Here is a 13,902-nt window from a genome sequence, read left to right as displayed (position 1 = left end):
AAAAAATCCCTGCTGAAAATTGAAAAGCCTTGCTAAAATAACAAGGCTTACATACTTATAGTGTAATTCCAAATTTTGAATGTAAAAGGTTTGTAAATTGCATGTCTGTAACGGTTTCTTTCGTTTTTTTACCATTTTTCGCTACTGTAAGGCTATCTTTCGTTAAAGAGGCATGCCCATCTTCAGTTAGTTTTACAATAAGAGGTAGTTTATTAAAGGGTGACCCTTCATGTTCAACGATAATTTTTTGTGCTGTATTTGCTTTTTCTTCATCCACTTCTTCTATATAAAATGCATAGCCTAACGTCCAATCATCAGCAGAAGATTGATCCAAGAACTCATTGTTTTTCCGCATCTCTAAAATGTAGTTTCCCTTTTCGGTCATTTCTTTACGAATACGATAATCTCCTGTAGCAGAGTGAATGACTTCACCTGAGAAAGGGACAGGGGCAAGAGGTAAGTATGATCCGAATCCTACTTCAATTAAATAAAGTTCATTATGATGTGTTAAAACGGTTGCGATATGGCCAGAATCAACAGCCCATATGGAGTTTGCAGCGTTATAAACTGTTCCTGAAACGAGATGAACATCGAATCCAGAATCTTTCAGGAAGTAATACATAGTAGGATTGAGTTCATAACAAAGACCGCCACGGTTATTTACTAAAATTTTCTCTTTCAAATTTTCTTTTGATATTTCTTTAAAATTCTTTTCGAGAATATTTAAGTTTTCAAAAGGAACAGTTTGTGCCATTGCGTACATAATGTTAGATAAATCTTCAAATGAAACTGTGTCTTTTTCTTCTATATGTAATCGTGCGAAAAATTGTTTTTGAAAGTCTGTCATCGAAATCCCTCCGTTATGCTTTTATAGGTAAATTGTAAACAATCTTGAATAGGATGTGAAATGAAAACTACGTTGAATATTTGAAATTAGATTAAAAATAATATGGGAGAGTGAGAGATTGCTACTTTACTAACGGTGGGACGAATATTATAATAATTCTGATAAACTATGCAAACGCTTTCTTGGAAGGGGATGGTGTACAGATGTTTAAAAGAATAACAATAGTCGGATTGTCAGTTGTTATGTTTTTACCTAGTATATATGAGGGGAGTAAGGCATATGCAGACACAGTTAACAATGGGACGTTAATGCAGTATTTTGAGTGGTATTCTCCGAATGATGGGAATCATTGGAATCGTTTGCGTACTGATGCTGAAAATTTAGCGGAAAAAGGAATTACATCTGTTTGGATACCACCTGCATATAAAGGAACTATGCAAAATGACGTAGGATATGGAGCATATGATTTATATGATCTGGGGGAATTCAATCAAAAGGGCACAGTGCGGACGAAATATGGGACGAAAGCACAATTGAAATCTGCAATTGACGCTTTACATAAGAAAAACATCGATGTATACGGTGATGTAGTTATGAATCATAAAGGTGGGGCTGATTATACAGAAACTGTCACAGCAGTTGAGGTAGACCCGAGCAATCGAAATAATGAAGTATCAGGTGATTATGAAATTAGTGCGTGGACGGGATTTAACTTTCCAGGGCGTGGAGATTCTTATTCTAATTTCAAATGGAAATGGTATCATTTTGACGGAACGGATTGGGATGAAGGAAGGAAATTAAACCGAATTTATAAATTTAGGGGCATAGGTAAAGCATGGGACTGGGAAGTGTCTAGCGAGAATGGGAATTATGATTATTTGATGTATGCGGATCTTGATTTTGATCATCCAGATGTTGCGAATGAAATGAAAAAATGGGGAACGTGGTATGCGAATGAATTAAATTTAGATGGTTTTCGTTTAGATGCTGTTAAACATATTGATCATGAATATTTGCGCGATTGGGTAAATCACGTTAGACAGCAAACAGGGAAAGAAATGTTTACAGTAGCTGAATATTGGCAAAATGATATCCAGACTTTAAATAATTATTTAGCGAAGGTTAATTATAATCAATCTGTGTTCGATGCACCACTTCATTATAATTTTCACTATGCTTCAACAGGAAATGGGAATTATGATATGAGAAATATTTTAAAAGGAACGGTAGTTGCGAATCATCCTACACTTGCGGTTACTCTAGTTGAAAATCATGATTCACAGCCTGGTCAGTCATTGGAATCTGTAGTGAGCCCTTGGTTCAAACCGTTGGCATATGCATTTATTTTAACGCGTGCAGAGGGGTATCCTTCTGTTTTCTATGGTGATTACTATGGTACAAAAGGAAATAGTAACTATGAAATTCCAGCGTTAAAGGACAAAATTGATCCGATTTTGACGGCACGAAAAAACTTTGCATATGGTACGCAGCGGGATTATTTTGATCATCCAGATGTGATTGGCTGGACAAGAGAAGGTGATAGTGTACATGCTAATTCTGGTTTAGCAACATTAATCTCTGATGGACCAGGAGGGGCGAAGTGGATGGATGTTGGAAAGAATAACGCAGGGGAAGTATGGTACGATATTACGGGTAATCAAACAAATACTGTAACAATTAATAAGGACGGGTGGGGGCAATTCCAAGTAAGTGGAGGATCAGTTTCCATATATGTTCAGCAGTAATTTGGTGATGAAAAAGAAGAGGTAGACTGAAATATAAGTTTTCCTCTTCCTTTTTACATTCTGTATAGTTATAAAAGTATGACACCTTTACTTCTCACGTAACATATAGTATGATGATTTCAATAAATTAGATTTCAATGACTATAATATAACTTAATGAGAGGTGCTTTTTGTGAGTGCGGTAGGTATTAAATAGGAAAAATTTAATGAAATAAATCGGATAAGACCAGGGGATTTTTATGTACATCATACCCCTAATTTTGTCATGCATTTATTTCAAAACCTATGAAGATACCTACAATACTTTATAAAGCGTGTAATAAGGGACTGCCATCTATTTTTTATGGTTTATTTCCTCATATGTTATTACACATGCCTTGTAAATGTAAAAGCTGCGGTATCCCCGCAGCTTTTTTGTATATGTTTTTATTGTATAATTATGGAATTTTATATATGACTCATTGGAATCTAATGAGTAGGTATCTTCATTTATGATAAAAATCAATCATAGTGAGGAGAAACAAAATGAATACGATGACTTTTGAAAAGTTACAATATAACGAATTAAAGGATATAGTGAAATCTTATTGTGTAAGTGGATTAGGTAAGGAATTATTAAACAAATTAGAGCCGAGTACGAGTATAAAAGTAGTGAGAAATCGGTTGAATGAAACGACAGAAGCACGAGCTATATTAGATGCAGAAGGGCATGTTCCTTTCTTCGGCATTTCTAATATTGCTAGTACAATTCAAAAATTAGAAAAAGGTATGATTTTAGATCCAGAAGAATTAGTGAGTGTTTCAGACTTTTTACGTGGATGTAGAAAGATTAAAAAGTTTATGTTAGATAAAGAATTTTTTGCACCAGTATTAGCTTCTTATGCAAATTCAATGACTGAATATAAAAGTATTGAAGAGGAAATTAACTTTTCAATTAAAGGAAATAGTATTGATGCAGCTGCAAGTAAAGAGTTAAAACGAATTCGAAATAATATCGATTCTGTAGATGGGAAAATAAAAGAACGTTTAACGAAGTTTTTAAATAGTAGTGCAAATAAGAAATTCATTCAGGAATTCTTTATTAGTAAAAAGGATGACCGTTATACGATTCCAATTAAATCTTCCTATAAAAACCAAGTTGCCGGAAGTATTATTGAAGCCTCGGCAAAAGGTTCTACTGTATTTATAGAACCGCATACGGTTACGAAATTGAATGCAGAACTAGCAGGTTTGAAAGCAGAAGAAGCGGTTGAAGAATATCAAATTTTAGCGACTTTATCAGGGATGGTATTAGAAAATATTTATAGTATAAAGATTAACATGGAGCTAATTAGTCAGTATGATATGGTATTTGCGAAAGCGAAGTTTAGTAAATCGATTGATGGAATAGAACCGAAGTTAAATGATCATGGCTACATTCATTTAGTGAATTGTAAGCATCCGCTTTTAACAGGGCAAGTTGTACCCTTAAATTTTAAAATTGGTCAAGAGTATCGTAGTTTAATTATTACAGGGCCGAATGCGGGCGGAAAGACAATTGTGTTAAAAACAATTGGATTGTTAACATTAGCTACAATGTCAGGTCTTCATATTGCAGGAGATAAAGGGACAGAAATCGCTATTTTTGAAAATGTATTTGTAGATATTGGTGATAATCAAAGTATCCAAAACGCACTAAGTACATTTTCATCTCATATGAAAAATCTTTCTGAGATTATGAGGATGTCAAATAATAATACGTTACTTTTATTTGATGAAATAGGGAGCGGTACAGAACCAAATGAAGGTGCAGCACTTGCAATTTCTATTTTAGAAGAGTTGTACTTTGCGGGATGTATTACCGTTGCGAGTACGCATTACGGAGAAATTAAACGATTCTCAGAAATGCATGATGACTTTATGAATGCAGCGATGCAGTTTAATAGTGAAACGTTAGAGCCGCTTTATAAATTAGTTATCGGAAAATCAGGAGAAAGTAATGCACTTTGGATTGCGAATAAAATGAACGTAAAAGAACATGTACTCAAAAGGGCGAAAGAGTACATGGGAAATAAAGAGTACGCTTTAGAAAAAGTGAATGAAAGTAAAATTAGAAAACCGAAATTCGTACAAGAAAAAAGAGAATCTCATTATGAGTACAAAATCGGCGATCGTGTTAATTTATTGGATCATGATGATTTTGGTATCATCTATAAGGAAAAAGATAATTTTTATAACGTTGTTGTATATTATAACGGTGAATTCGTTGAAGTAAATGTAAAACGTATTACTTTAGAAGTAGCAGCGAAGGAGTTATATCCAGAAGGATACGATTTAAATACACTATTTGTTGATTATAAAGAAAGAAAAATGCAACACGATATTGAGCGCGGATCGAAAAAAGCACTGCGTAAAATTCAAAAAGAAATAAGAAAGAATAGAGGATAAGTTAAAATGGTAACGATTAGACAAGAACAAAAAAATGATTATAGAAAAACAGAAGAAGTCGTAAAAGAAGCATTTTTAAAGGAAGAATTTAGTGATAAAACAGAACATGAACTAACTTGTAAAACGTATTAGAGAATGTGACGCGTTTGTTCCGGAGTTATCAATTGTTGCGGTAGATGAAGATATAGTTGGTCACATTATGTTATCGAAAATTACAATAGAACAAGATGGAACTTCTGTAGAATCGTTAGCGCTTGCACCAGTTTCAGTTGCTAGGGGCCATCAGAAGAAAGGCATTGGCGGAAAACTGATCACGGCTGCTTTAGAAAAAGCGAAAGAACTTGGATACGGATCAGTTGTAGTATTAGGACATCCAGAGTACTACCCGAAATTTGGTTTTAAGAAAGCAAGTGAGTGGAATGTAAAAGCGCCGTTTGAAGTGCCTGAAGAGGTATTTATGATAATGGAATTAACAGAAAATGCTCTTCGAGGTGTAGAAGGAATTGTACAATATTCGAGTGCTTTTGCTGAGTAGGAGTACCGGTTAAGAAATGTAATCATAAAAGGTGCTATCTTTTTGTATGGATATACAGAAAGATAGCTTTTTTTATTAAGCGGATCTACTGACGTATATTTTGCTCAATGAATAATTGAGGTGGTAAAATTGATATAGAAACGTAAAGGGAGAGAATGAAATGAATAAGCGAGAAACAGATAGCAATGAGAATGTAGTGACGTTATATGTTACAAGACACGGTAAAACAATATTAAATACGAATCATCGCGCGCAAGGTTGGGCAGATTCTCCTTTAGTAGAAAAAGGTGTTGAAGTTGCCACAAATTTAGGAACAGGATTAAAAGATATTCATTTTATGAATGCATATAGTAGTGATAGCGGCCGCGCAATTGAAACTGCTAATTTAGTATTAAAATATAGTGAGCAATCAAAATTAAAACTTGAGCAAAGAAAAGATTTGCGAGAATTAAATTTCGGTATTTTTGAAGGTGAAAAACTTGAGAATATGTGGGATGTGGTTGGAAAAGCTGCAGGCGTTGCATCACCAGAAGAACTTATGAAGTTTTCTATTCAAGAAGTGATTAATCTTATTAGAGTAGCAGATCCTACAAAACAGGCGGAAGATTGGGACTTATTTTCTACTCGTATAAAAACAGAGATAGATAAAATTAGTGAAGAAGCTGCTGGAAATGGTGGCGGTAACGTTTTAGTTGTCGTTCATGGGCTTTTGATTACTACCTTAATAGAAATGTTAGACAGTAGCAAAACAAAACTTGGAGTGGAAAATGCTAGTGTGACGAAAATTGTATATCAAGATGGAACATACACAGTCGAGTCTGTTGGAGATATGAGTTATGTTGCAAAAGGGAAAGAAAGTGTTGAAATATAATTAAATCTCCAATAGATATAAGAAAAGGAAGGTAGAGAAATCTAGCTTCCTTTTCTTATTGGAACGATTATGGAATCAATAAAATCTTCCCAGTACTTTTTCTGCTCTCTAATAATTTATGTGCAAGAGCACCATCTTGTAAAGAGAATGTAGTAGGACTCGCGATGTTTACTTTTCCGCTAGTGATCCAATCAAATAATTGAGTAGAGCGCTGCTTACGTTCTTCAAAAGTAGTAAGCACGTTCCAAAGGTCTCCGCCAGTTAAAGTTTTTGAAGTATCCATAAGCATACGCGGATCAACTGGAGCAGGATTACCACCAGCCATTCCGTAAAATACGACAGTACCGCCAATTTTAGTAGCGTTAAAACTTTCCTCTAATGTAGAACCTACTGATTCATATACAACATTTACTCCAGTTCCATTAGTCATTTCAAGTACTTTCGTATGCCATTCTTCGTTATATAAAAATACGTGATCGGCACCAGCTAATGTAGCTATCTTTGCTTTTTCTTTTGATGATGTAAGACCAATTACTGTTCCGCCCTGTAGTTTAATCATTTGAATAAGAAGTTGACCAACGCCACCAGCTGCAGCGTGTACTAAAGCTATATCACCTTGTTTTAGTTGATAGCTATCGTGCGTTAAATAATGTGCAGTTAATCCTTGTAATAAGACAGAAGCGGCTGTTTCAAAAGAAATAGAATCTGGTAGTGGGATTACTTTTTCAGATGGAACGGCAACTAGTTCTGCATTTGCAAATGGGACGTCCGCAAATGCAATACGGTCTCCTAGGTTGATAGTAGTAACGTCAGCTCCTACTTTTTCAACAATTCCAGCTCCTTCATAACCTAATACATAAGGCGGATTGCCAGCAAGATGATAATCGCCGCGGCGTCTATAAATATCAGCGAAGTTTAATCCGATTGCTTTCGTGCGGACAAGAATTTCATTTGGACTTATGATTGGATCGTGTATTTCTTTATAGTGTAGAACATTAGCGTCTCCGAATGTTTCGAAACAAAGTGCTTTCATATGGAATACCTCCATTTATATTGTTTATAGATGTTCTTTATCATACAATACAAATATCAATAGACAAAGAGGATTATTTCGATGGAATCAATCGGAAATATCGATTGAAAAGAGGGATGATAAATGGAAATAAAACAGTTAATTACATTTAAAGTAGCGGCACATACTTTGAACTTTACACAAACTGCGAAGAAATTAAACTTTGCCCAATCGAGCGTTACAGCACAAATTAAAACATTAGAGGCTGAGCTTGGTACACCTTTATTTGAAAGATTAGGGAAACGTCTTTTCTTAACTGAAGCAGGTAGGAAGTTTCAACTATATGCCGACAAGATGATTGCACTTAGTAACGAAGCAAAGACGGCTGTGAAAGATGATGAAGAAATAGCAGGTACGTTAATAATTGGTGCACAAGAAAGTCAATGTACATACAGACTGCCTTCTATATTAAAGAGGTTTAAAATACAATTCCCAAAAATAAAACTTATATTTAAACCAGCACATTCCAATAAAGATGCGAAGGAACAATTGATGGAGGGAAAAGTAGATCTTGCATTTATTTTGGATGAGTGTAAAACAGAAGATGTTTTACATGTGGAACCGCTTATGAAAGAAGAATTAAAAGTAGTAGCTGCTCCTACACATCGTTTACTTGAACAGACTACTGCTTCTATAAAAGATTTAGAGAGTGAAACACTGTTACTAACAGAATTAGGCTGCTCGTATCGGACTTTATTTGAAGAGCTATTTCGCTGGGAAGATGTATATCCAGCAAATAAAATTGAGTTTGTTAGTGTTGAAGCAATTAAACAATGTGTTATTGCAGATTTAGGCATAGCCGTTTTACCAGCAATAGTAGTAGAAAAAGATATACGAGAGGGGACGATAAAAGAGTTACATTTAGAAAATACAATCTCTCCGATTTATACGCAAATCGCTTGGCATAAAGACAAATGGATGACAGTGCCACTGCAGCAAGTTATTGATGTAACGAGGGAGTTCTTTACAACGGATTAAGTGGAGAAATATTTATTTTATAAAAAGAAAAAATGGCAATTTTGTATAAAGAACTGATGCTTGCATGTAACAAGTATCGGTTCTTTTATGTTTGAAATAAAGGATGTCTTCAAATTTGTATTTCTCAACTTTTTTTCTTAAAAGGATAAGTAAATTTCTTTGTATATTCCAATAATCGTAAGGGAATTTACAACATTTATTCGTTCTGTAAGATGCCTCTAGGAAGTGTGAAAGGAGGACTTACATAGCAGTATAGCTTGTCTTTTGTATACGTACTTATTGTGAGGAGGAATTTAAAATGTTTAAAAAGTTAATGAAAGTATGCGTGTTAAGTGCGGCAAGTATAGGTGTATTATTTAGTTTTCAAGGAAGTACATTTGCAGCTACTGATTTAAGTAGTTATTATGACGGGAAGAATCCAGCAACAACGAAAGTATACGGGGGAAGTACGACGTGTGATGCAGATGGATTTAATGCAAAATCTACAGCTGTATATGAAGGTAGTAAAAAAGTAGGGACAGTGTATTTACGTTACAGTAATAAATGTCATGCAGCATGGGCTAAGTTTGTTTTAGATCAACCAGCACCAGCTGTTTCGGGAGGAGTGTACGCGTACGCTGTTGTGAATAAATACAAAAATGGTGTATTCCAAAAATCAGTTACTTCTAATCAGGGGAACGGCACAATAAAAACAGGTCAAACGAGCACTTATACAGGAATTGTATTTGATTTAACTGCTGATTTCGGATACACAGCAGATGCTGAAGCAGTTACGTTTAATAACGGTTACGGAAAAACAGCACGTTATTAATAAAGGAGTGAAATGATATGAAACTTTTAAAAAAGACGAGTGCATGTTTATTGCTATCTTTACTCATTGTAACTAGTATGTTTAGCACGACTAATAGCGATAAAGTATACGCAGAAGATCATTCATATGATGGGAAAAGTCCTTACTATAACAGCTGTGATCAATCCGCAGTAACGAAAGAAAAGAAGTGGATTGATTCAAATTCTTATGTAGAATTAAAATTTAGCACGACGTGTAAAACAGCGTGGGCAAAAGTTACTGTAACTCGCCTGGCAGTTTATAATAATGAAGCTGATGCAAGGATTGTTAGAAAAACAGATGGAAAGGCATACACTTGCGGAAGTGCTGGAGGAAATGGTGTTGTAAATAAAGGGCAAACATCATGCTATACACCAATGGTATATGATTTAGATCCAAGAAAGGCACAAGCACAAGGGAAACATGCAATTCCGAATAGTGATGCATATAATTATGCGGAGACTATTTGGTATTAATACGATTATACATGTTTTAAGAGCTGTTATTTGATATAAAAATGAAAGAGCCTTACTGCATTTTATTGTGGTAAGGTTCTTTAAATTTGTTTAATAGATTAACTGTATCCATTTACAAAGGTCTCTCTATATAATCGCTTTTAAGTATGGCCATAATAATTTCATCTGAGTATGTATCGTTATAAAATAAAGATTGACGTAAGGTTCCTTCTTTTACAAAACCAACTTTTTCATAAGCTTTAATTCCGCGTAAATTATGGCTAAATACTTCTAACTGTAAACGATTTAATGATAGTTGTTCAAAAACAAATCTTAAAACTATTTTAATAGCTTCCGTTCCATAGCCTTGTCCTGTTAATGCTATTGAAAGCATTGATATTCTGAATCCTGCTCTTTTGTTCTCCTCATCGATATCTAAAATCGACAACTCTCCAATCATCTTGTCAGTACTTTGTAAACAAATAGCGAAATCATAGCGACTTGAATCATTATTTATATGATCTATATGTTTCGTAATTTGCTCCAATGAAAAAGTGGACTTAGTTCCAGTCATATATCTTATTTCATCATCCATTGTACTTTGTAATATAATAGGAGCATCTAGCTGACAAAGAGGCCTTAAATAAATTCTCTCGCTCTCTAATCTCATTATAATTTTCTCCTTTAGTTAGTAATTGAATGTATAAATACTTAACTTTCTTCAATGAGTTACATAAAAAATATGAATCTTAATTCGATGTTACATGAATTTTATAATGGCATGGTATACCTAAAACAAATAATAAATGTTTTATACACAACAAAATGTATCAACGAGTTTTTTGATCATACTATTATTCTTGCTGCTCATTCCGCTTTTAAATGAACACGAATGTATTAACTAAGGTCTGTATCAGGAGGAGTATATCCAAGGTGACGAGCCATAGATACAATTTGTCCTTTATGGTGAAATTCATGCGTCTCCGTATGAGTTAAAAGCCATAGCGGAGTTGTGCTCCAAGGTTCTTTTTGCCATTTCACTTCATTTGCTATATTTTCGAGCCAACGGTCATTGTATTCATCTAAAAAACGTTGTACAGTCTCATCTACTAACTTAAATCTAGCGCGAACTTTTTCCACATCTGCATGCTCAATTTCGTAATCGCTAGCAAATGAAAAATCTGCTCTTTTTTGCTTGAATGCGAATGATCCAAGCCAGTATCGATAGCAATCGGCTACATGAATATGAGTCTTTATAATGCTACCGCTTCCGAAATTAGGAACTGTGCTATGTAATTTTTCTACTGGGATTTCTTCCAAAAACGAAAATAGAGTTTCTCTTGTAGAGCTAATAAGATTATATTGTTGTTTTAAAATATGTAACATGCAAGTACACTCCTCTTTTATTAACATAGTAAGTAATTCTATATTTACGAGGAGTGAACCTTTTTATTATTTTTAATAAGCATATTAGATGTATTTCTTATTTGTTTCTGATAGATTAAACAAGGTGAAACTTTAATAAGTTGAACATTCTTAGTTCATAATAAATTGTACATCAAGAAGGGGAACGATAAAATGAATAGACTAGTGGGTTTAAAACAATTTGAAATAACGCGCAGGGCGTTACTTAAATTTATGGAAACGTTAGATGATAAAACTGTGGATACGCAGCCAGAGGGTTTTAACAATACAATTCGTTGGCATATCGGTCACGTGTTAACAGCAGCAGAGACTTTCATGTTCGGAAGAGAATTTAAACAATTGCCAACTGAATATCCAGGTATGTTTGGATATGGATCAAGACCATCTAAATGGACGACAGAAGGACCATCGTTAGAAGTGTTAACGGCTCAATTAAAAGAACAAGCAAAACGTATTAACGAAATTCCAGCAGAAGCATTTGAAAATAAACTGCCAGAGCCATTCCTAGGATTGGAAACAGTAGGGGAGCTTTACGGTATGATGCTTTATCATGAAGCTGATCATATTGGGCAAATGAAGGCGATGGAACGTATTATTAAAGCTCTTTAGTCTTAATTGCATATAACAAGCAATACAGTTGTAATGTTAAATAATATATACAAAAAAGGTAGATAAATTATTATCTACCTTTTTTGTATAACTTCTTGAAGGATTAGAGAATTTTATAATTTTTTATGTTGTGATTATTAATTATAGTATTCATAAATATGGAATATACGTATAATAATAGAGAAGAACTAGAAATAGGGGTGAATACTATGATTACATTAGAGCAAAAGTTGGAGCAATATAAACATACATATGTACAGTTAAAGGGAGAACTAAAATGGAAAACGAGTGATTCTCGAACAGGAATGATGATTGCTGCTATGTATGCAGGTAGTGATAAATTGTTTGATCTCGGACGCTTTTTAGAAATTAGTAGTTATATTAAGAATCAGGTAGGGATGTTTTCATACTTAAAGTCTTATCATCGTTTTGTAGTGGCCGCAACATTAGATATTCACTTTACAGATTACAAGGAAGCTTTTCGGAAGTTTTTAGATTTATATGAACAATTGGTCACTGGTGGCTTTAGCCGGAGTATATTTACTTATCTCGCAGCAGCTGTGCTTTTAACAGAAGAAAATGAACAGCATGGCGCGCACATTCAGCGTTCGATGCAAGTATATAAACGCATGAAAAAGGATCACCTCTTTCTTACAAGTACAAATGATTATCCGCTCGCAGTTTTATTAGCAGGACAATCAGAGCATGTAGAAACACTTATGGACCGAGTGGAACGTCTTTATCAGAAACTAGCGACAGCTGGTTTGCGTAAAGGGAATGATCTTCAATTTTTGAGTCATATTCTTTCACTAAAGAAGGATGTCAGGGAAGAACTATTAGTTGCAAAATGTACAAATATATGGAATTTGTTAAAGCAAGAAAAGGTAAAAGTAAAACAGATGCATTACCCAGCTATCGGGCTACTAGCGTTACTCGAGGACGGAGAAAAAGAGATTCATTCTATTCGAGCATTTATTGAAAAATTGCAGGGGGATAAATTGTTCCGTTGGCATACAGATACAACTATTCTTATTGCTATTCAACTGTTCGTAAGTCAGAAAGGTGAGGAAAGTAAAGCTACTAACACAGGTTTACAAACAATGATAGAAGTCCTCATACAAGCACAACAGGCAGCCATGATGGCAACGATTGCCGCTTCATCTGTAGCAACATCTTCTGCTAGTAGCAGTTCATAATGTGTAATTGCTTATACTCTTGTAAATTATAACTCCCTTGATAAGGACGGTTTAAAAAATATTACTAAAAACAGTTAGCTCATCACTCTCTAATGAGTGATGGGCTAACTGTTTTTACATAATCAGCATTATCTTTTTGATTCCTTCAAATGTTTGAGCTGCGTGACAATCATAATGCTAATAACAACGAGTAAAAACCATGAACTAATTTTGCTTAAGTGAACGAGATTCCATGCTTCCCGTTGATTTGGATATTGCCATGCTCCGAAAAATGTTGCGATGTTCTCTGCAATCCAAATGAAGAAACCGATAAGGAAAAAGGAGAGAACGAGTGGTATTTTATATGTAACGCCTCGTAATGAAAATTCCACAAATGTCCGAAAGAAAACGATGAATAGAAGTAAAGTTAAGAACCATCTAAAATCGTATAGAAAATGATGCGTGAAAAAATTGAAGTAAATCATTGCTCCTAATGGCACGGTAAAAATAGCTTTCGGCCAATAATGCATTTGTAAATGCAACCTTCTCCACGCTTGGCATATGTAACTTGCGACACTTGCGTACATAAAGCCGCTGTAAAGCGGAACTCCAAAAATCTTTGAATACGCCTCTTCAGGATAACCCCATGAACCGAAATGAACTTTATATATTTCTAGTAAAAGGCCGATGAGGTGAAAGACAGTAATTACTTTTAATTCGTCTTTCGTCTCAAGTCCAGTCTTGTACATAATCCACTGCATAAGAAGACATGCGATGAGTATGAAATCATAGCGATATAACCCTGGAATAGAAACGATTTTTGAAAGGGCTAGTGTTAAGAAAATAACGACTGGGAATAAGCAAGATAATGTTTGCTCGTAAGTGAAGTGTAGTAGTTGTTTTATATGGAACATTGTGTCACCTTCGGGATTTT

13 protein-coding genes and 1 pseudogene are annotated in these 13,902 nt (G+C 34.5%); 9 read left to right on the top strand and 5 right to left on the bottom strand.

What is annotated here, in order from left to right; all coding sequences use genetic code 11:
- Positions 1–55: 55 nt before the first annotated feature.
- Positions 56–847 carry an arylamine N-acetyltransferase family protein gene (locus MHH55_RS11450; protein WP_078187364.1) on the bottom strand — a complete coding sequence of 264 codons (792 nt, stop codon included), beginning with the start codon at positions 845–847 and terminating at the stop codon, positions 56–58.
- Positions 848–1,050: 203 nt separating this feature from the next.
- Between MHH55_RS11450 and amyS the strand changes: the two genes are divergently transcribed.
- The 4 genes and pseudogenes from amyS to MHH55_RS11430 all read left to right on the top strand — a co-directional run bounded on the left by amyS (position 1,051) and on the right by MHH55_RS11430 (position 6,425).
- Entirely contained in the window at positions 1,051–2,592 is a 1,542-nt protein-coding gene (gene amyS, locus MHH55_RS11445) for an alpha-amylase (RefSeq protein WP_000476409.1), read from the top strand.
- 525 nt (positions 2,593–3,117) lie between these two features.
- Positions 3,118–5,019, top strand: a complete 1,902-nt coding sequence (locus MHH55_RS11440) for an endonuclease MutS2 (RefSeq protein WP_078187365.1) — start codon at positions 3,118–3,120, stop codon at positions 5,017–5,019.
- A gap of 6 nt (positions 5,020–5,025) precedes the next feature.
- Positions 5,026–5,554: pseudogene (locus MHH55_RS11435) on the top strand (GNAT family N-acetyltransferase).
- A gap of 160 nt (positions 5,555–5,714) precedes the next feature.
- Complete coding sequence (locus MHH55_RS11430) at positions 5,715–6,425, top strand: histidine phosphatase family protein (RefSeq protein WP_016123107.1); 711 nt, start codon at positions 5,715–5,717, stop codon at positions 6,423–6,425.
- Between the two features lie 67 nt (positions 6,426–6,492).
- Here the strand turns inward: MHH55_RS11430 and MHH55_RS11425 are convergent, their stop codons facing one another.
- Positions 6,493–7,458 carry a quinone oxidoreductase family protein gene (locus tag MHH55_RS11425; RefSeq protein ID WP_078187366.1) on the bottom strand — a complete coding sequence of 322 codons (966 nt, stop codon included), beginning with the start codon at positions 7,456–7,458 and terminating at the stop codon, positions 6,493–6,495.
- Between the two features lie 123 nt (positions 7,459–7,581).
- Here MHH55_RS11425 and MHH55_RS11420 point away from each other — a divergent pair, with 123 nt between their 5' ends.
- The 3 genes from MHH55_RS11420 (at position 7,582) to MHH55_RS11410 (ending at position 9,780) form a co-directional block, all read left to right on the top strand.
- Positions 7,582–8,475: a LysR family transcriptional regulator gene (locus MHH55_RS11420; RefSeq protein WP_078187367.1), complete on the top strand. Its 894-nt coding sequence runs from the start codon at positions 7,582–7,584 to the stop codon at positions 8,473–8,475.
- A gap of 298 nt (positions 8,476–8,773) precedes the next feature.
- On the top strand, positions 8,774–9,286 hold the full coding sequence (locus tag MHH55_RS11415; RefSeq protein ID WP_078187368.1) for a DUF2690 domain-containing protein: 513 nt from the start codon (positions 8,774–8,776) through the stop codon (positions 9,284–9,286).
- A 17-nt stretch (positions 9,287–9,303) separates the two neighbouring features.
- The gene (locus tag MHH55_RS11410) at positions 9,304–9,780 is read left to right on the top strand and encodes a DUF2690 domain-containing protein (RefSeq protein WP_000771156.1); all 477 of its coding nucleotides are present in this window, start codon (positions 9,304–9,306) and stop codon (positions 9,778–9,780) included.
- A 112-nt stretch (positions 9,781–9,892) separates the two neighbouring features.
- Here MHH55_RS11410 and MHH55_RS11405 read toward each other — a convergent pair whose 3' ends face one another.
- Both MHH55_RS11405 and MHH55_RS11400 read right to left on the bottom strand, forming a co-directional pair.
- Entirely contained in the window at positions 9,893–10,429 is a 537-nt protein-coding gene (locus MHH55_RS11405) for a GNAT family N-acetyltransferase (protein WP_001235433.1), read from the bottom strand.
- Positions 10,430–10,656: 227 nt separating this feature from the next.
- Positions 10,657–11,145 (bottom strand): DinB family protein, encoded by a 489-nt coding sequence (locus MHH55_RS11400; RefSeq protein WP_000902404.1) that lies wholly within the window; start codon positions 11,143–11,145, stop codon positions 10,657–10,659.
- A 192-nt stretch (positions 11,146–11,337) separates the two neighbouring features.
- On the opposite strand from MHH55_RS11400, the gene MHH55_RS11395 reads away from it, so the two are divergent.
- Together MHH55_RS11395 and MHH55_RS11390 are read left to right on the top strand one after the other, a co-directional pair.
- Positions 11,338–11,793 carry a DinB family protein gene (locus MHH55_RS11395; protein WP_078187369.1) on the top strand — a complete coding sequence of 152 codons (456 nt, stop codon included), beginning with the start codon at positions 11,338–11,340 and terminating at the stop codon, positions 11,791–11,793.
- Between the two features lie 158 nt (positions 11,794–11,951).
- A complete protein-coding gene (locus MHH55_RS11390) occupies positions 11,952–12,989 on the top strand; it encodes a DUF4003 domain-containing protein (protein ID WP_002041575.1) in 1,038 nt (345 codons plus the stop codon).
- A 128-nt stretch (positions 12,990–13,117) separates the two neighbouring features.
- On the opposite strand, the gene MHH55_RS11385 is transcribed toward MHH55_RS11390, so the two are convergent.
- Positions 13,118–13,882, bottom strand: coding sequence for a DUF817 domain-containing protein (locus MHH55_RS11385; protein WP_078187376.1), 765 nt, complete (start codon positions 13,880–13,882; stop codon positions 13,118–13,120).
- Between the last annotated feature and the right edge of the window lie 20 nt (positions 13,883–13,902).

The organism is Bacillus sp. FSL K6-2944 (assembly GCF_038005385.1).
GTDB lineage: Bacteria > Bacillota > Bacilli > Bacillales > Bacillaceae_G > Bacillus_A > Bacillus_A cereus.
This window is presented reverse-complemented; position numbering and strand designations above follow the sequence as displayed.

What these genes read in the sequence shown, in the direction of transcription:
- MHH55_RS11440 (WP_078187365.1), top strand. Translation starts at nt 3,118, where the DNA reads ATGAATACGATGACTTTTGAAAAGTTACAATATAACGAATTAAAGGAT.
- MHH55_RS11385 (WP_078187376.1), bottom strand. Translation starts at nt 13,882, where the DNA reads ATGTTCCATATAAAACAACTACTACACTTCACTTACGAGCAAACATTA.
- MHH55_RS11395 (WP_078187369.1), top strand. Translation starts at nt 11,338, where the DNA reads ATGAATAGACTAGTGGGTTTAAAACAATTTGAAATAACGCGCAGGGCG.
- MHH55_RS11430 (WP_016123107.1), top strand. Translation starts at nt 5,715, where the DNA reads ATGAATAAGCGAGAAACAGATAGCAATGAGAATGTAGTGACGTTATAT.
- amyS (WP_000476409.1), top strand. Translation starts at nt 1,051, where the DNA reads ATGTTTAAAAGAATAACAATAGTCGGATTGTCAGTTGTTATGTTTTTA.
- MHH55_RS11425 (WP_078187366.1), bottom strand. Translation starts at nt 7,458, where the DNA reads ATGAAAGCACTTTGTTTCGAAACATTCGGAGACGCTAATGTTCTACAC.
- MHH55_RS11450 (WP_078187364.1), bottom strand. Translation starts at nt 847, where the DNA reads ATGACAGACTTTCAAAAACAATTTTTCGCACGATTACATATAGAAGAA.
- MHH55_RS11405 (WP_001235433.1), bottom strand. Translation starts at nt 10,429, where the DNA reads ATGAGATTAGAGAGCGAGAGAATTTATTTAAGGCCTCTTTGTCAGCTA.
- MHH55_RS11410 (WP_000771156.1), top strand. Translation starts at nt 9,304, where the DNA reads ATGAAACTTTTAAAAAAGACGAGTGCATGTTTATTGCTATCTTTACTC.
- MHH55_RS11400 (WP_000902404.1), bottom strand. Translation starts at nt 11,145, where the DNA reads ATGTTACATATTTTAAAACAACAATATAATCTTATTAGCTCTACAAGA.
- MHH55_RS11415 (WP_078187368.1), top strand. Translation starts at nt 8,774, where the DNA reads ATGTTTAAAAAGTTAATGAAAGTATGCGTGTTAAGTGCGGCAAGTATA.
- MHH55_RS11390 (WP_002041575.1), top strand. Translation starts at nt 11,952, where the DNA reads ATGGAATATACGTATAATAATAGAGAAGAACTAGAAATAGGGGTGAAT.
- MHH55_RS11420 (WP_078187367.1), top strand. Translation starts at nt 7,582, where the DNA reads ATGGAAATAAAACAGTTAATTACATTTAAAGTAGCGGCACATACTTTG.